The sequence below is a fragment of the Kribbella jiaozuonensis genome (genome assembly GCF_005233875.1).
GTDB lineage: Bacteria > Actinomycetota > Actinomycetes > Propionibacteriales > Kribbellaceae > Kribbella > Kribbella jiaozuonensis.
Map to the genome: position 1 here is coordinate 627,792 of NZ_SZPZ01000004.1, position 18,005 is coordinate 645,796.

Annotated in this window: 13 protein-coding genes; 9 read left to right on the forward strand and 4 right to left on the reverse strand. The window is 68.7% G+C overall.

Annotated elements, in window-relative coordinates:
* Nucleotides 1–79 precede the first annotated feature (79 nt).
* A complete protein-coding gene (locus FDA38_RS29080) occupies nt 80–1,276 on the reverse strand; it encodes an ROK family transcriptional regulator (protein ID WP_137257307.1) in 1,197 nt (398 codons plus the stop codon).
* Between the two features lie 119 nt (nt 1,277–1,395).
* On the opposite strand from FDA38_RS29080, the gene FDA38_RS29085 reads away from it, so the two are divergent.
* From FDA38_RS29085 to FDA38_RS29110, 6 genes are all read left to right on the forward strand, one after another.
* Nucleotides 1,396–2,331, forward strand: a complete 936-nt coding sequence (locus FDA38_RS29085; protein ID WP_137257308.1) for an ROK family protein — start codon at nt 1,396–1,398, stop codon at nt 2,329–2,331.
* A 31-nt stretch (nt 2,332–2,362) separates the two neighbouring features.
* Nucleotides 2,363–4,078, forward strand: a complete 1,716-nt coding sequence (locus FDA38_RS29090) for an ABC transporter substrate-binding protein (RefSeq protein ID WP_137257309.1) — start codon at nt 2,363–2,365, stop codon at nt 4,076–4,078.
* Between the two features lie 50 nt (nt 4,079–4,128).
* Nucleotides 4,129–5,127: an ABC transporter permease gene (locus FDA38_RS29095; RefSeq protein ID WP_137257310.1), complete on the forward strand. Its 999-nt coding sequence runs from the start codon at nt 4,129–4,131 to the stop codon at nt 5,125–5,127.
* A gap of 82 nt (nt 5,128–5,209) precedes the next feature.
* On the forward strand, nt 5,210–6,145 hold the full coding sequence (locus FDA38_RS29100; protein ID WP_137257311.1) for an ABC transporter permease: 936 nt from the start codon (nt 5,210–5,212) through the stop codon (nt 6,143–6,145).
* Nucleotides 6,126–7,103: an ABC transporter ATP-binding protein gene (locus FDA38_RS29105; RefSeq protein ID WP_233714983.1), complete on the forward strand. Its 978-nt coding sequence runs from the start codon at nt 6,126–6,128 to the stop codon at nt 7,101–7,103. The genes FDA38_RS29100 and FDA38_RS29105 overlap by 20 nt, the downstream gene beginning before the upstream one ends.
* Nucleotides 7,100–8,134: an ABC transporter ATP-binding protein gene (locus tag FDA38_RS29110; RefSeq protein ID WP_137257313.1), complete on the forward strand. Its 1,035-nt coding sequence runs from the start codon at nt 7,100–7,102 to the stop codon at nt 8,132–8,134. The genes FDA38_RS29105 and FDA38_RS29110 overlap by 4 nt, the downstream gene beginning before the upstream one ends.
* On the opposite strand, the gene FDA38_RS29115 is transcribed toward FDA38_RS29110, so the two are convergent.
* Nucleotides 8,135–8,908, reverse strand: coding sequence for an SDR family oxidoreductase (locus FDA38_RS29115; protein ID WP_137257314.1), 774 nt, complete (start codon nt 8,906–8,908; stop codon nt 8,135–8,137). It abuts the gene before it with no gap.
* A gap of 76 nt (nt 8,909–8,984) precedes the next feature.
* On the opposite strand from FDA38_RS29115, the gene FDA38_RS29120 reads away from it, so the two are divergent.
* From FDA38_RS29120 to FDA38_RS29130, 3 genes are all read left to right on the forward strand, one after another.
* Entirely contained in the window at nt 8,985–10,367 is a 1,383-nt protein-coding gene (locus FDA38_RS29120) for an MFS transporter (protein ID WP_137257315.1), read from the forward strand.
* A gap of 74 nt (nt 10,368–10,441) precedes the next feature.
* Nucleotides 10,442–12,436: a heparinase II/III domain-containing protein gene (locus tag FDA38_RS29125; protein WP_233714984.1), complete on the forward strand. Its 1,995-nt coding sequence runs from the start codon at nt 10,442–10,444 to the stop codon at nt 12,434–12,436.
* Between the two features lie 69 nt (nt 12,437–12,505).
* Nucleotides 12,506–13,846: a peroxidase family protein gene (locus FDA38_RS29130; RefSeq protein ID WP_202877889.1), complete on the forward strand. Its 1,341-nt coding sequence runs from the start codon at nt 12,506–12,508 to the stop codon at nt 13,844–13,846.
* Here FDA38_RS29130 and FDA38_RS29135 read toward each other — a convergent pair.
* Together FDA38_RS29135 and FDA38_RS29140 are read right to left on the reverse strand one after the other, a co-directional pair.
* Nucleotides 13,824–15,164 (reverse strand): NAD(P)/FAD-dependent oxidoreductase, encoded by a 1,341-nt coding sequence (locus FDA38_RS29135; RefSeq protein ID WP_137257317.1) that lies wholly within the window; start codon nt 15,162–15,164, stop codon nt 13,824–13,826. The two genes, FDA38_RS29130 and FDA38_RS29135, sit on opposite strands and share 23 nt — an antisense overlap.
* Before the next feature lie 75 nt (nt 15,165–15,239).
* Nucleotides 15,240–17,984, reverse strand: coding sequence for an ATP-binding protein (locus FDA38_RS29140; RefSeq protein WP_137257318.1), 2,745 nt, complete (start codon nt 17,982–17,984; stop codon nt 15,240–15,242).
* Nucleotides 17,985–18,005: the final 21 nt, after the last annotated feature.

Here is an 18,005-nt window from a genome sequence, read left to right on the forward strand (position 1 = left end):
GACCGTAGGCAGCACGACCCCGCGCGGTCAGCGATCCGGCCACGATCTCAACCCGGAGATCAACCCAGAGTTGGAGAAATCAGCCCTGAGCGCCGACCCGGCCGACGAGCATCTGCCAGGACCGGTCCAGACCTGCGGCCAGGCACCCGGCGACCACCGACTCGCGGCCGAGAACACTGGCCTTCACGTCGGGCATCACCGGAGCCATCCTGTGAAGTTGCTGGGAGACGGCTTCGAGGAAGCCGGGTGCCTGTCCGATACCGCCGCCCAGCACGACCAGCTCCGGATCCACCACAGTGATCACCGTGCACACTGCTTTGGCCACAAGCAGTGCCTCCTCTGCAACGACCGCGGCGGCAACAGCATCGCCACGAGCAGCCGCTGCGAACACCTTCTCCGCTGTCGACGCCCCCCGTACGCCGGCCCGCCGCGCCGCGCGCACCACAGCCGCCGCCGACGCCGACGCATCGAAACCGCCACGCTTGCGGGCGTCCCGCTGGTCGCTACCGCTGCCTTCGGTGAACGGCAGGTACCCGATCTCCCCCGCGACCCCGTGCGAACCGTGCCGCAGCTTCCCGTCGAGCACGAGGCCCATCCCGATTCCGGTACCGACCGAAACGAAGGCGAAGCTGTCGACGTTCCGGCCGTGTCCGTGCACGCGCTCGGCGATCGCGGCCGCATCCACGTCGTTCTCGATCATCAACGACGTACCGAACCGGTCGCGCAGCGCCGCCAGCGTCGCCGGCGAGTCCCACCCGGACAGGCGTCCCGTCAGCGTCAACGCGTCGAGCCGCGGGTCGTACACACCAGGGCTGCCGAGCACGGTCTGGCTCAGTTGCGTGACGTCGATACCCGTTTCGGTAGCCAGGGTCGTGCTCAGGTCGGCGAGCTCCTGGATCCGAGCCATCGCGTCGCCGGCCTTGGTCCGCACGCTCAGCCGCGCGCGGACGGTGCCCGCGAGATCCGAGATCGCTCCGCGCAGGTATTCCCGCCCGACGTCGAGCCCGAGCACGTACCCCGCGTCCGGCCGCACCTCGTACAGGCTGGCCGCCGGTCCGGGTACGCCGGTGCGCTGTCCGGTCACGTGCACCAGACCGGTCCGCTCCAGCGAGCCCAGGGCCGCGGACACGGTCGGCTTCGACAGTCCGGTCAGACCGGCGAGCTCGGTCCGCGAGATCGGTCCGGATCGCCGGATGTGATCGAGCAGCACCTTTTCGTTGATCTCGCGGATCAGCTGCGGGCGTGCCGCGGACGCGCCTGGCGCAACAACCGTCACGTCGACCCCCTCGCTGCTAACAACTCGGCCACCAACTCGGAGTTAAGCCTTGTGGTCCGTTGGTTGTTAAGTTAGTTTCCTATCGATTCTATTGGTCGGCACGAGGAGGTGCCACCCCTGTGGTTCCAACGCCGGTCGTCCTCGGACTCGACTTCGGCGGGACGAAGATCGCCCTGGCGGTCAGCGACCTGTCCGGACGCCGTCTGGGTACGCGGACCATCGACAGTCGTGCCGAGTCTGGTGGCGCTGCCGAAGCCATGGCCCGCGGCCTGTCCGCAGGACACGAACTGCTCGCCGAGGTCGCGCCGGGCCAGGAGCTCGCCGGCGTCGGTGCGGCCACGCTCGGCATCCCGTACGACGACCGCGTCGAGCTGGCTCCTACTTTTCCGGGCTGGGACGACCTCCCGTTCGGGCGACTGGTGCGGGACGGCTTCCCCGGCGTACCCGTGCGGTTGGCAACCGATGTGAAGGCGGCCGCGGCGGCCGAGCTGCGCTGGGGCGCGCTCGCCGACTGCGACCCCGGGCTGTACGTGAATCTCGGCACCGGTCTCGCGATCGCGATCGTTGCCGGCGGCACCGTGATCACCGGCGCGCACGGCGCGTCCGGCGAGATCGGCTACAACTTGCGCTCGGCCGGCGATGTGTACGTCGGCACCGACGAGCGCACGATCCTGGAACACGTCGTCAGCGGTCAGGCACTCGAGACCACCGGGTCCGCCCGGCTCGGGCAGCCGGTCACGGCCGCTGACGTCTTCACGATGGCGCGGACCCAGCCGGACGCCGCCGTCCTCACCGACGAGTTCGTCCGGGAGCTGGCGATGCACCTCGCCAACCTGGCCATCGCGGTCGATCCGGTCCGGATCGTCGTCGGCGGCGGCCTGGTTCGTTCCTGGGACCAGATCGAAGCCGGTCTGCGTCGCGCCCTCGACGCTGCCGTCCCGTTCCCACCGGAGTTGTCGGTGGCCCGGTTTCCTTCGGACGCTCCGCTGATCGGGGCGCTCGCCCTTGGCGTCGAGGCGGCAGGAGTCGTCCTCGGTGCCGAAGCATTCGCATGAGCAGGACTACCAGTAGCGAAAGGCAGAGACGATGAGGGGCATCACACGCATCGCGGTCGCCGCGATAGCGGTCGGCGCACTGACCGCCGGATGCGGCGGCGGTGACAAGCCGATCGGGAGCGGGGCGTCGTCGGGCAACCCGTCGTCCTCGACGAGCAGCGGCGGCAGCACCGGGCAGTACAAGAAGGGCGGCACGGTCACCATCGCCAACGTCGGCGGACAGACCTGGCCGTGTCAGTTCAACCCGTTCAACCCATCGGTCAACGGAGTCGCGGGCGGCTTCGTCTACGAGCCGCTGACCTTCGTCAACGTGCTGAAGGCCGGCGCCACCACGCCGATGCTGGCCACCGACTTCGCCTGGTCGCCGAAGAAGGACTCGATCGTCTTCACGATCCGCGACGGCGTGAAGTGGAGCGACGGGCAGCCGTTCAGCGCGGACGACGTGGTCTACACGTTCAACCTGATGAAGGCGCAGCCGGCGCTGGACATCTACGCGCTGTGGACCGGTGCCGGGCTGACCAGCGTCACCGCGGCCGGCAACAAGGTCACGCTGAAGTTCAAGGGTGCGGCCGAGCCGTACTTCTTCAACTTCGCCAACCAGGTCGACATCGTGCCGAAGCACATCTGGTCGACGGGTGAGGCGGCCTCGAAGCCGGCCACCTGGGCGGACCCGAAGCCGGTCGGCACCGGCCCGTACACGGTCGAGTCCTGCACCCCGAACAACATCTCGTACGCCGCCAACGCCAACTACTGGCAGCCGGGCAAGCCGTACATCCAGAAGGTGCAGTACCCGGCCTACCTGGACAACAACCCGGCCAACCTCGACCTCGCCAGCGGCAAGGCGCAGTGGGGCGGTCAGTACATCCCGAACATCGACAAGTTCTACAAGTCGAAGGCGCCGGAGAACAACTACTGGTTCCCGCCGACCGCGAACGTGGCCCTCGTGCCGAACAACGACCCGTCCCGCCCGGCGACCAGCAAGCTGGCGGTCCGGCAGGCACTGGCGTACGCGATCGACCGCGAGCAGGTATCGAAGATCGGTGAGAGCGGCTACCAGCCGGCCGCGAACCAGACCGGTGTGGTCACGCCGACGTTCGACAAGTACTTCGACAAGGACGCGTTGACCACGGCCGGCTACGACAAGCCGAACGTCGACAAGGCGAAGCAGCTGCTGCAGAGCGCGGGCTACTCGGCGTCCAACCCGCTGAAGCTCAGCGTCATCACGGTCACCGGCTACACCGACTGGGACGCGTCCCTGGCCGTGGTCAAGCAGAACCTGGCGGCCGTCGGCATCGAGCTGAGCGTCCAGGACCTGCAGCAGCAGTCGTACAACCAGAAGCTGTACACCGGTGACTACGACCTGGCCTACTCCAGCCTGTCCGGCGGACCGACGCCGTACTACGAGCTGCGCCAGCTGCTGTACTCGAAGAACACCGCGCCGATCGGCAAGCAGGCCAACAGCAACTACTCGCGGTACAGCAACCCTGAGGTGGACAAGCTGTTCGACCAGTACGCCAGCGCGGATCCGGACACGCAGGTCAAGCTGATCAAGCAGATCTCGTCGTTCATGATCAAGGATGTTCCGCTGATCCCGACGACCGAGTCGGTCGACTGGTACCAGTACAACACCAAGGACATCGAGGGCTGGCCGACGCAGGACAACCCGTACGCCCAGCCGGCGCCGTACAACATCCCGGACGCCGGGCAGGTGCTGGCCAACCTGTACTCGAAGTCGGCCCAGAAGTAGTCCGGAAGTAGCCCAGAAGTAACGTCCAGCGTGAGCACGAGGAGCTGTTTGTGAGGTACCTGCTACGCCGTCTCGGGTTCTTCGTGCTCACGCTCTGGGCCGCGATGACCCTGAACTTCTTCATCCCGCGGATGATGCCCGGCAGCCCCGAACAGGCGCTGCGGGACCGGTTCAGCAAGGGTGGAAACATCGTGAGCCCGGAGCAGTTGCAGACCGTCCTGGCCGAGTTCGGCTTCGACCCGGGCAAGAACCTGCTGCTGCAGTACATCGAGTATCTGAAGGCAATGGTCACCGGGCACTGGGGCGTGTCGATCGGCAGCAGCCTCGGCGTCCCGGTGACCACGCTGATCGGCAGTGCCCTGCCGTGGACGCTCGGGCTGGTCGGCATCACGACCGTCCTGGCGTTCGCGCTCGGCACGCTGATCGGCACGATCTCCGGCTGGCGACGAGGCGGGCTGATCGACGGGGTCGTGCCGCCGGTCTTCATCGTCACGTCGGCGCTGCCGTACTTCTGGGTCGCGCTGCTGTTCATCTCGCTGTTCGCGATCGGCGACCACGCGATCCTGCCCAACGACTTCAACTACGACCAGGGACTGACGCCGGGGTTCAACGCGGAGTTCATCCTGAGCGTCCTCAAGCACGGCATCCTGCCGGCCGCGACGATCCTGATCACCGCGGTCGGCGGCTGGATCCTGACCATGCGGAACAACATGATCACGACGCTGGCCGAGGACTACGTCCGGATGGCGCGGGCCAAGGGCATCCCGAACCGGCGGATCATGTTCGGCTACGCCGGCCGGAACGCGTTCCTGCCGAACCTGTCCGGTTTCGCGATGTCGCTCGGCTTCGTCATCTCCGGCACGATCCTGGTCGAGTACGTGTTCAACTACCCCGGCCTCGGCTACATGTTCTACAACGCCACCGTGAGCACCGACTATCCGTTGCTGCAGGCCCTCTTCCTGCTGGTGACGCTGGCCGTGCTGATCTGCGTCCTGCTCTGTGACTTCGCGGTGTTCCTCCTCGACCCACGAGCCCGGACGAAGGGATAGCCGACGTGAACGAGCGAAGCGAGATCACCATCAAGCACAGCGCCCCGCGCTCATCGGCGCCCGCAGCGCAGCGAGGACGCCGATGAGCGCAATCGTCACCGGCGCCGCTGCGCCGACTACCACCACCTCCACCCGCCGGCCGCGGGGTGGGCTGTTGCGCGCGATCATGCGCAACCGCAAGGCGATGATCGGCGCCGGTCTGCTGATCCTGTTCGTCCTGCTCGCCGCGTTCCCGCATCTGTTCGTGCCCTGGCTGCACGGCGATCCGCGCGCGATCGGCGACCTTCCGCTGCAAGGGCCGTCCGGCAAACACTGGCTCGGTACGACGGGCCTCGGCCAGGACGTGTACGCCGAGCTCATCTACAGCACCCGCGAATCACTCGTCATCGCAGTCGTCGCCGGTGCGGGCGCCACGATCCTGTCCGTGCTGATCGGGGTCTCGGCCGCGTACCTCGGCGGGTTCGCCGACGACAGCCTGTCGATGCTCACCGACATCTTCCTGGTGCTGCCGACGTTCCCGCTGATCATCGTGCTCGCGACGTACGCCGGTAAGGGCAACCTGACCGTGATCATCATCGTGCTGATCCTGACCGGCTGGTCGTACGGCGCTCGGCAGATGCGGGCGCAGGCGTTGTCGCTGCGGAACCGGGACTTCCTCGAGTCGGCCCGGGTCCGCGGCGAGCGGTCGTCGTACATCATCGTGGTCGAAGTGCTGCCGACGATGACCTCGCTGATCGTCGCGAACTTCCTCGGCGCCGCGCTGTACTCCGTGCTCACCGCCGCCGGCCTGCAGTTCCTCGGCCTCGGCGATCCCAACTCGCTGAGCTGGGGCACGATGCTCTACTGGGCCCAGAACCAGGGCGCCCTGGTGAACGGCCTGCCCGCGTGGGCGCTGTCGCCGGGTCTGGCGGTTGCCCTGCTCGGTGTTTCCTTTGCCCTGCTCAACTATGCGTTCGACGAGATCAGCAATCCCGCGCTGCGGCCGGTTCGGAGGCGACGTGCCCGATCAGCTTCTTGAGGTCCGTGATCTCACCGTCGAGTACGACACCGGTGCACACCCGGTCGTCGCGGTCGACCACGTGGATCTCGACGTACAGGCCGGTGAGTTCGTCGGCGTCGTCGGCGAGTCAGGCTGCGGGAAGTCGACGCTGCTGTTCGCGATCGCGCACCTGCTGAGCTCGCCGGCCGCGATCACCGGCGGCAGTGTGAAGTTCCTCGGGCAGAATCTGGTCACGATGAACGAGAAGAAGCTCGCGTCGCTGCGCTGGCGGGACTTCTCCGTGGTGATGCAGAGCGCGATGAACGCGCTGAACCCGGTGAAGAGCATCGGCGCGCAGTTCCACGACACGATCATGGCCCACGACGAGGTGGTCGACGACAACCGTCCGGCCGAGGTACTGCGGCTGGTCGGCATCGACCCGATCCACCTGAAGAGCTACCCGCACCAGTTGAGCGGCGGCATGCGGCAGCGGGCGATGATCGCGATGGCGCTGCTGTTCACACCGGACCTGATCATCATGGACGAGCCGACGTCCGCGCTCGACGTGGTCGCACAGCGGTCGCTGATGGTGCAGATCAAGGAACTGCAGCGCAAGCTCGGGTTCGCGGTCATCTTCGTCACCCACGACATGTCGCTGGTCAGTCACTTCTCCGACAAACTCGTGGTGATGTACGCCGGTCAGGTGGTCGAGTTCGGCGCGACGCGCGCGGTGTTCGACCACCCTGAGCACCCGTACAGCGAGGGTCTGCTCGACGCGTTCCCGTCGATCCGCGGCCCGAAGGTGCCGCTGACCGGTATCCCCGGCAGCCCGCCCAACCTGGCCGATCCGCCGCCGGGCTGCCGGTTCCAGCCGCGCTGCCCGAAGGCGTTCGAGGACTGCCCGAAGATCGCCCCGGAGCTCTACCAGGTCGGCGCGGTCCAATCTCGTTGCCTACTGCACGCACCGTCGATCGAGATCGCCCGGGAGGTGTCATGACTTCGGTGGACATCACAGAAGCACGCAAGACCGACGCGCCCGCCACACCGGTCATCGAGGCCAAGGATCTGACCCGGCACTTCAAGGTCGGCCGCGGGTTCTCGCGGCAGATGCTGCACGCCGTCGACGACGTGAACTTCTCGATCGGGCACCAGGAGATCGTCGCGCTCGCCGGTGAGAGCGGCAGCGGGAAGAGCACGATCGCGCGGCTGCTCGCGGGTGTGTACAAGCCGACCGGTGGTGAGATCTTCTACCAGGGCCGAGCGATGTCGACGTTCAAGTCCCGCAAGGACCAGCTGGCCTACCGGGGCGACGTACCGATGGTGTTCCAGGACCCGTTCAGCTCGCTGAACCCGGCGTTCCGGGTGTCGCACGGCATCCTGCGCAGCCTCAAGCTGCACCGGCCCGAGTTCAGCCGGCCGCAGCGCGAGGAGGAGGCCGCGCGGGTGATCGAGACGGTCGGGCTGACGCCGGCCGGCGACATCATGCACCGGTACCCGTACGAGCTGAGTGGTGGCCAGAGGCAACGAATCGGGTTCGCCCAGGCGCTCGCGCACAAGCCGAAGCTGATCCTGGCCGACGAGCCGGTGTCGATGCTCGACGTGTCGATCCGGATCGGCCTGCTGAACCTGATGGCCGAACTGCGCAGGTCGGAAGGCGTCTCGTTCCTCTACATCACCCACGACATCGCGAGCGCGCGGTACGTCGCGGACCGGCTGATGATCATGTACGCCGGGCACATCGTCGAGTCCGGTCCGGCGGAATCGGTGCTGGCGAACCCGAAGCACCCGTACACGGACCTGCTGCTCGGTGCGGTGCCGGACCCGCGGGCGCCGCTCGCCGAGGGGATCGAGGGTGACACCGGCGAGCCGCCGAAGGTCATCGATCCGACGCCGGGCTGCCGCTTCCGTTGGCGCTGCCCGTTGGCGATCGACCGGTGTCACGTGGAGACGCCGCTCCCCCGCCGCCTGGGTGAGAACCACGAAGCAGCCTGCCACGTGGCCGAACCTGACCCTGGTTTCAGGGAGTGATCAGATCGTCGGGGTCATTCCCCCATCGAGGATGATGTCGGCGCCGGTGAGGTTGCCGGCGCGGTCGCTGGCCAGGAACACCACCAGGTCGGCGACCTCCTCCGGGCGGGTGAAGCGGCCGGTGACCGAGTCCTTCGCAGCCTGCGCGGCGACGTCCTTCGGTGCTGCACCTACAGCGCCGCCGACAGTCTCCGCGACCCCGCCCTTGCCCAGCCACAGATCGGTCGCGACCGGGCCGGGGCTGACGGTGTTGACCCGGACGCCCTGCGGCCCGAGTTCCTTCGACAGCGACTTGAAGAAGCTGAGGCACGCGGCCTTGGCGGCGCTGTAGTCGATCACCAGCGGGTCGGGCAGCGTCGCGTTCACCGAGCAGACCGTGACGATCACGCCGGACCGCTCGATCAGCACCGGCAACGCGGCACGCGTCGTACGCACCGCCGACATCAGGTCCAGGTTGAGCGTCTGGAGCCAGTCGTCGTCGGTGACCGAGGCGAACCCGGCCGGGCGCGGGTGCACGCTGCCGACGTTGTTCACCAGGATGTCGAACCCGCCGGCCCTCGCGACCGCCTCGTCGACGAGCCGGCCCGGACCGTCCGCCGTACCGAGATCGACGGCGAAGGCCTCGACCGGCATCGACTCGAGGTCGCCGCCGATGGTCCGCGAGCCCGCGACCACCTTCACGCCTTCGTCGACCAGCGAGCGCGTGATCGCCAGGCCGATCCCCCGCCCGGCGCCGGTCACGACGGCCGTCTTCCCACCCAGGTGTAAGTCCACAGCGAGCACGCTAGCCGCTGATCCGCCTGCTGGATATTGTTCGACGCGCGTCGAACAGCGACGTAGGGTGGGTGGCATGCCCTTCGAGCACCGTCGGTCTGTCGTCGCGCTGGCCCTGATCGCCTCGTTCATGGTCTTCGTCGACAGCACGATCGTGAACGTCACCCTCGCCCAGCTTGCCACCCACCTGCACGCGTCCCGCGCGGAGCTCGAGTGGTCGCTCAACGCCTACACGCTGTCGTTCGCGGCGCTGATGCTCGGCGCCGGGGCGATCGCCGACACTCTCGGCGCGAAGCGAGCGTTCCTGACCGGGCTGGTCGTGTTCACCGCGTCCTCGGCAGTCTGCGCGGCGGCCGGCTCGATGCTGATGCTGAACCTCGCCCGGCTCGTCCAGGGCGCCGGCTCAGCTCTCCTGCTGCCGAGCGCGCTCGTCCTGGCGACCGCGTCCGCAACCGATGAACACTCCCGCCATCGGCTGGTCAGCTGGTGGGCCGCGGCCGGCGGCGCCGGGATGGCAGCCGGGCCACTCCTCGGCGGCGGCCTCGTCGCGCTCGCGAACTGGCGAGCCGTCTTCGCCGTCAACGTCGTGATCGGCATCCCCGCCGCGATCTGGGCACTGCGCTCGATGCCCTCGGTCGTACGCCGGGCTCGTCGCCTGGACCTGGCCGGGATGGGCACGGCTACGGCGTTCATCGGCGGGCTGGTGTTCGCGCTGATCGAGGCGCCGACCCGCGGCTGGCTCGATCCCGCGGTACTCGCAGCGGCCGCGTTGACCGTCGCCGGGCTGGTCGCCTTTGTCCTCGTCGAGCGTTCCGTCAGCAAACCTCTGCTGCCGCTCAAGCTGTACGGCGATCGCGGGTTCGCGGCTGCCGCGGCCCAGGGCACCCTGCTCAACTTCGCCTTCTACGGCGTGCTGTTCACGATGAGCCTGCTGCTCCAACAGGGCCGTGGACTCAGCCCGCTCGTCACCGGCCTCCTGTTCCTCCCGCTCACCGGCCTGATCTCGATCGCCAACCTCTGTTCCGCGCCCCTCACCCGCCGCCTCGGCCGCCCCGCCGTACTCGCCATCGGCCAAGCCGTCCTCACCCTCGCGCTACTCGGGCTCGCCTGGGCCAGTACGTCGTCCGCGGTCTGGCCGATGGTCCTCGCCCTCGTCCCGATCGGCTTCAGCTCCGGCCTGCTCGTCCCGACCATGACCGCCCAGTCCATCGCCGCGGTCGAACCCGACCTCCACGGCGCCGCCTCAGCCGCCTTCAACACCTCCCGCCAGATCGGTGGGGCGATCGGCGTAGCGACGTTCGGGCCGCTCCTCGGCACCGCCCACAACCTCACCACCGGCTTCGTCACCTGTACCGTCGTGGCCGCAGCCGCGAGCATCGCCGGCCTATGCGTCACCGCCGTCGCCGCCCTCCCCCGGCGTACGCCGATCCCCGTGCCCTCCGCGGCGTGCGATTCTTAGGCCAGGGTGCCGGATGCAACGAATCGGGTGGGTCCGAGCGTTGTAGGGGTAAGGGCGGGCAGGAGGGGGACTGGGTGGCTCCGCAGCGCGAGAGGCGGTTGAGCACGACCGTCGCGCTGACGCTTGCCTGCGTCCTGGTCTGCGGGGTCGCCTTCGCCGGTGCCGTGTTCGTGCTGATGCCCGGCACCCGCGACCGCAGTACGCCGATCGTCGCCACCGGCTCGCCGACCCCGAGCAAGCCGAAATCCAGTACGCCGAGCCCGAAGGTCACGATCCCGGATTCGACCGACGAGCCGCTGCCGGGCGTCGACACCCCGGCCACTCCCCCGCCGGCCACACCGGTCGCCAACACCGGCACCTACGAGTGTTCCGGGTACAGCGGTATCCAGGCGAAGGTCCCGGTGTCGATGCTGATGAACGACACGTTCTCGTGGGGCGACGATCCGCCGTACAAGGTCGGCAACGGGAACGGCGACATCAACTGGCGCTCGGACCCGTACAAGAAGCCGAGCTGGTACATGTGGCTGCATTCGCTGCGCTGGCTGGGTCAGGGCATCGAGGCCGGGCAACGCGGTGACCGCAAGGTGCTGGCGCACACGATGGCGATCATCCACGACTGGGTGCAGGACAACCCGTACTCGTGGAAGGGCGACGTCGGCGCGTGGGAGGCCACGATGCACCGCACCAACGTGCTGCTGTGCGCCCGCCAGGCCGTGCTCACCGGGATGCACGTCCGCACGCTGCCCACGCAGTACGCCTGGCTCGACAAGGCGCTGGTCGACCATGCGCAGTTCATGATCGTGAACTGGAGCGGACCGTCGAACCACGGGACCGACGAGAGCATCGCGCTGTTCGGGGTGGGCTGCACCTTGAAGCGGCCGGAGTTGAAGACGCTCGCCGTCAACCGGCTGACCGAGGCGATCACCACCGCGATCGACACCCAGGGCTCGACGAACGAGCAGTCGGTCGGGTACGCGATGTTCAACTACCTGTTGTGGGGACGGGCGACCACGGTCTTGCAGCGCTGCGGCTCGAACCCCGGCCCGGTCATCTCCCAGCGACGAGCCGCTCTGTCGGAGTGGCTGGCGCTCGCGACCAAGTCGACGGGCGAGCTGGCGCAGGTCGGTGACGCCGTAGCGCAGAAGCCCACCGGCGCGGCTGGGACGGCGCTGGACTACGTCGCCACACTCGGGAAACGCGGGACGAAGCCACCGAAGCGCGTCGCGGTGTACGACGCGGGGTACATCTTCGGCCGGACCGGATGGGGCGAGACGCGACCGTTCGCGCAGGAGTCGACGTACAGCATCCGGTACGGCGTGGCCCGCACGCTGCACGGTCACGACGACCACATGTCGATCACCTACTCGTCGCACGGCCGCGACGTCCTGATCGATCCGGGGCACTCCGGCTACCAGCTCGACAAGTGGCAGGCGTGGTCGAAGAGCGCGGCGGCGCACAACGTGATGACGATCCCGTCGGCGGACATGACGTCGGTGGAGACGCAGCTGGTCCAGGCGTCGATCACGCCGACCGCGGAGTCGTACTCGCTGGCCGACTCCCCGGCGCCGGGCGTGATCCGCAAGCGCGACGTACTGGTGCTGAAGGATCCTGACCTGATCGTCACGCTGGACCGTGGGCAGTCGGTCGTCGGCGCACAACGCTATGAGACTCTCTGGCATCTGGCTCCTGGCCAGAAGGTGACGGTCCAGTCCCCCACGACGGCCATCGCCGCCAAGCCGGGCGACAAGTCCAAGACCTACCTGCTGCAGATCCCGTACCAGCAGCAGCCGCCGAAGGACGGCATCAAGGTGGTCGAGGGCCAGCAGGACCCGGTGCAGGGCTGGTACTACCCCGACATCTTCCACCGCGAGGCGGCGCCGGTCGTGAAGTTCGGCCGCGACGGGACCAGCGCCAACATCCTGTCCGCCATCGTCCCCGCCAATTCCGCCGAAACGGTCAGCTACAAGACCCGCACCGTCGGCGCCATGTTCTTCGTCGACCTGACGGTCGGCGCCCGCAAAACCACCATCCGGATCCTCCCTGACGGTCGTCTGACCCGCATCAACTGACGCGCCCGGTCACAAGGGGCATGCTTGGGCTGTCTTCCTCTGTGGATCGGAATCTTCGGGAGGTTGGGAATGACTACACATCCGGCGACGCGGGACCACTGTCTGAGCTTGGCGCGCAGCGTGGACCGGCCGACTGGTGGGGCGCGGTACGGGCGGATGTTTCCCAGACTCGAGCCGCTGGGGACGGATCCGCACGTGTTGATGCGGGCCGGCAGCGACGGCGGGATCTGTGATGCCGCGGCCGCGCTGGATCTCGGCGCCGGCGGGGACGACGCGGAGCAGGCGGCGGGGTGGCCGTTCTTCGGGCAGTTGCTCGCGCACGACACCACCGCGGACCGGTCGCCGCTGATGGGCGGCGTCGAGACCGACGCCTTGCGGAACTCGCGATCGCCGCGGCTCAACCTCGAGATGTTGTACGCCGACGGGCCGATCGGCTCGCCGTACATGTTCGACCTGAACGATCCGGCCAAGTTCCTGCTCAGCCCCGACGGGTACGACGTACCGCGGAACCCGCAGGGGATCGCGCTGATCGGGGATCCGCGCAACGACGTACACATCTTCACCTTGAGTCTGCATGTGGCGTTGCTGCACGCCCACAACCGGATCGTCGATCACCTGCGGGCGCACGACGTGCCCGAGGAGGACGTCTTCGACAAGGCGCGGATCGCGCTGACCTGGCACTACCAGTGGATCGTCGTGCACGACTTCCTGCCGCGACTGGTCGGGCCGGAACTGGTCGACGAGGTGCTCGAGGACGGCGGCAAGTGGTTCAACCCCGAGCCGATGAACGCGTTCATCCCGCTCGAGTACGCCGATGCGGCGTACCGCTACGGGCACGGTCAGATCCGGCACGCGTACCACCTGGTCGAGGGCGGTCCCGAGCTGCCGCTCTTCCCGGATCTGGTCGGCTTCGGCCCGCTGCCTGCCGATCGGCGGCTCGATCTCGCCCAGATCTTCGACGTACCGGGCCGTCCACCGGCGCAGCGGGCGAAGCGGCTCGACGGGCGGCTGGCCGCGAGCCTGATCGGCTTGCCGGAGCGGATCACCGGCGCGGTCGACGAGTCGGCGTACCGATCGCTGGCCGTTCGGGACCTGCTGCGGGGTGACACGACCGGTCTGCCGAGTGGCGAGGAGGTGGCCAAGCTCCTCGGCGTACCGCCGCTGACCGAAGACACCTGGCCTGGCGGTACGCCGTTGTGGTTCTACATCCTCAAGGAGTCCGAGTACCTCGGCGACGGCGACCGGCTCGGTCCGGTCGGCGGGCGGATCGTGGCCGAAGTACTGATCGGGCTGCTGCGCGCGGACCCGGCCAGCTACCTCAGCCTCGAGCCGGGCTGGCAGCCGATGCTGCCGGCCGCCGGCGACACGTTCGGCCTGACCGACCTGCTCATCCCGGCCGGCTCGCGCTGAGCGCCCGCGCCTTGGCCTCGGACTCGAACGCCTCGCGCGGACTCTGGACCGAGGCCAGCGAGACGATGTCGCGACCGTAGAAGAACGCCACCAGCCAGATCGCCAGCACCCGCACCTTGCGGTCCCACGTCGGGACCGCGAGGACGTGGTACCCGCGGTGCATCAGCCAGGCGAGCAGACCCTTGATGACGAGCCGCTTGTACTGGAAGATGCCGGACCCGAGACCGAGCGTCGCGATCACGCCGAGACTGTTGTGCTCGTAGGCCTTCGGCGCCTTCCCGCGCAACGACCGCAGCAGATTCTTCGCCAGCAGCTTCCCCTGCCGTACGGCGTTCTGCGCGTTCGGCACCGTGTACGCGCCCGGAGTCGACGACGCGAGATCGGGAACCGCGGCATCGTCACCGGCTGCCCACGCGTCCTCGATCAGCTCGTCGTCGGTCCCGATCCGCAGGTCCGCCCGCACCTGGACCATCCCGCGCTGGTTGTGCGGCAGGTCGGTGTGGTTGCGCAGCAGCCGGGTCGCGGCGTTGCCCGCCGTCCAGACGATCAGCTCCGAGTCGAACTCCGACCCGTCCGACAGCACCACGTGTCCGTCGTCGGCCGAATCCATCGTGGTGTTCAGATGCACGACCGCGCCGCGCTTCTCGAGCATGTTCACGACCCACTCGCCCGGTTTGTCGCTCACCTCGGGCAGGATCCGGCCGCTCGCCTCGACCAGGTGGAAGGCGAGATCGCTCTCGGTCAGCTCGGGGTACTTCTTCAGCAACGCCCGCGCCAGCGACAGCAGCTCCGCGAACCCTTCGACCCCGGAGAACCCACCGCCGACGAACGTGACCGTCAGCAGCTTCCGCCGCTGCTTGCCGGGCTCCAGCCCGGCCGCCTCGTCGAACGCGGTGAACATCCGGTCCCGGATCGCCACCGCTTCCTCGACGTGCTTCATCCCGATCGCCCGATCGGCCACACCCGGTACGTCGAAGGTCCGCGTCACCGCACCGGCGGTCACCGCGATCACGTCGTACGTCATCGTGAAGTCGGCGCCGTCCGCGGGCCGGATCGTCACCGTGCGGTCGGCATGCGCGATGTTGACGACCATCCCGGACACGATCTTCGTCCGCTTCAGGTTGCGCCGCAGCGACACCGCCGCGTGCCGGGCCTCGACCGAACCGGCGACCACCTCGGGCAGGAACGGCTGGTACGTCATGTACGGCCGCGGGTCGACCAGGACCACCTCGGCCTCACCCCGCCGCAGTTTCTTCTCCAGCCGCCAGGCCGTGTAGAACCCGGCATACCCGCCGCCCACCACCAGGATCCTGCGCACCGTATCTCCGTCCATAGCATCCATAGAGAGTTCTCTGTCAGGTAAGACAACCCGCGCCTCCCGATTGTGACGGGCTCAGGGGCGGAGCTGTTTGCGCGAGGTGATCCCCAGCTTGGCGAAGACCTTGCGCAGATGCCACTCCACAGTGTGCTGGCTGAGGAACATCTGCGCACCGATCTCGGCATTCGTGAGACCCGTGCCGGCCAGCTCCGCGATATGTGCCTCCTGTGCGGTCAGCGAGTCCCGGCCGGGACTGCCGTCCGCCCGACGTTCGTCCAGCACCTCGCCGGTCGCGGTCAGCTCCCGCCCGGCCCGCTCGGCGAACGCTCCCGCACCCGCCGCAGAGAACAGCTTGTACGCCGTTCGCAGCTGCCCGCGAGCATCCTGCCGACGACCTTCCCGCCGCAGCCATTCGCCGTATACGAGGTGTGTCCGGGCGAGATCCATCCGCATCCGAGTCCGGCCGAGTCGCTCGATCGACTCCTGGTACGCCGCCTCGGCGGCCTGGCCCGTCGACAGCAGACCGGTCGCCCGCGCCAGCACTCCGAGACCCCAGTCCGTCCCGCACGCCAGCGCCTGTTCACGGAGACGCTCGTATCCTTCGGCCGCGCGCTCCGGCCGGCCGACCCGGACGGCTGCCTCGATCAGGTCGGGCAGCACCCAGTTCGCCGGGCCCAGCTCCTCCGGATACTCGGTGGCGACGAAGGCCGCCTCCAAAGCCTCCGCGTACTGCGACTGGCCGATCCGCAGCAGGGCTTTCGTCATATGCCCGAACGACACCGCACCGCCCTCGCCGCGCGCCGCCGAGTCTTCCAGACTGCCGGCGATCATCGTCGCGGCATCCGGCCGTCCCCGCCAGGCCGCGAGCGCGAGCTGGCCGTACGAGGCGAGCTCGACCCCCGTCGCCTCGTGGATCGTCCGGACCTCGGCCAGCAGCGCCGCAGCGGCGGCCAGTTCGCCGGAGAACAGGCTGAGCATGACCCGATGGTGCAGGACGAGCGGCAGCTGGTTCAGATCGCCGAGCTCGCGGGCGATCCGCAGGTGCCGTGCGGTGAGCACCTCCCAGTTCTCGTCGTCCCAGAGGTTGACGGCGAGGAGAGCAGCCAGCCACATCCAGGTCAGGTCGTCGGCGTCGGTCGTCCCGTTCTCCGCCGAGAACGCGCGCATCGCCTCCCCGGCCGGCTCGACCACGTCGGGATAGCCGTCCGCGAACAACGTCGTCACCGCGCGATACACCAGGTCGCGCTTGCGCGGCGGCTCCGACGGCGGCACGGCCTGCGCGAGCCTGCTGATGTACGCGATTCCTGCCTCGCTGCCGTACCGGCCGGCGAACTGCCCGGCCGCGATCGCCTCCAGGTACGTGTCGCGAGCAAGGCCGAGATCGAGCGGCTCCAGCCGACGGGCCGCCTCGAGCAGCAACGGCAGGGCCGCGACGCTGTGGCCGGAAGCGAAGGTCAGCTGGGATCGGACCAACTTCACCCGCGCCTGGTGCAAGCCGTTGAGCGGGCCTTGTGTCGCGGTGCTCAGCAGGCCCAGCGCGGTCTCGAAGGCACCTGCCGCCAAGCTGACCTGGGCCGCGGCGAGGGCGCGGATCGAGCGGGTGGCTGGATCGGGGGTCAGCTCCGTTGCGCGCTGGAGGAACGCGGACGAGGCGGCCATGCCGCCTCGTCGTTGTGCTCTGGCCGCCGAGCTGACCAGCTCGGCGGCGACGTCCTCGTCCGGTCCGTCGGCCCCCTGCGCCCGGTGCCAGGCCCGCCGGTCGGGATCGAGATCAGGGTCGATCGCCTCGGCGAGGGCCTGATGGACCGCGCGCCGATCGGCCGGATCAGCCGAGCGGTACGTCGCCGACCGGACGAGCGGATGCCGGAACCGGACCCGCGCCCCGATATCGATCAACCCGGCGGTCTCCGCGGCCTCCGCCGTACCCATCGGCACGTCGAGGATCGTGAGCGCGCGGACCAGCAGCGGTACGTCGCCGACCGGCTCGGCGGCCGCGGTCAGCAGCAGGCGTTGGGTGTCCGCCGGCAGGGCCTGCACCCGGCGGGCGAAGTTCTGCTCGATCTGATTCGCGATCGGACGGGCATCAGGTCGCTCGAAACCGCCGGCCAGCTGCGCCGCGGTCAGGCCGCGTGGCAGCTCCAGCAGGGCGAGCGGGTTGCCGCGGGTCTCGGCCACTATCCGGCCGCGGACGTGCTCGTCCAGCCGACCGGGCACGACGGAGTCGAGCAGCGAACCGGCGTACTCGTCAGCGAGACCGCCCACCGACAGCTCGGGGAAGCCTCGCCACTCCGGTCCGGTGACCGGCTCGCGCAACGAGAAGACTAGTCCGATCCGGTCGGCGAACAACCGCCGCCCGACGAACGTCAGGGTCTGGCCCGAAGCCTGGTCCAGCCATTGCGCATCGTCGATCACGCACAGCAGCGGACTCCGATCCGATGCCGCCGACAACAGACTCAGCGTCGCGGCACCGACCAGGAACCGGTCCGGCGGTCCGCCGACGCTCAACCCGAACGCCACGCCCAGCGCGTCCCGTTGTGGATCCGGCAGGCGGTCGCGGAACTCCAGCAGCGGCAGGCACAGCTGGTGCAGGCCGGCGAACGGCAACTCCATCTCGGACTCGACACCGGATGCCCGGACGACACGACAGCCCTCGGCGCGGCTGACCAGGTACTCGAGCAGGGCAGACTTGCCGACCCCGGCCTCGCCACGAACGACCAGCACCTGGCCCGAACCGGAGCGCACGCCGGCCACGACCTGGTCGAGGCGCGCGCACTCCGGCCGGCGGCCTCGCAGTTCCAGCTCGTTACCGCTCGTGGTCATCGCTCCCACCCCCTCAGCAGA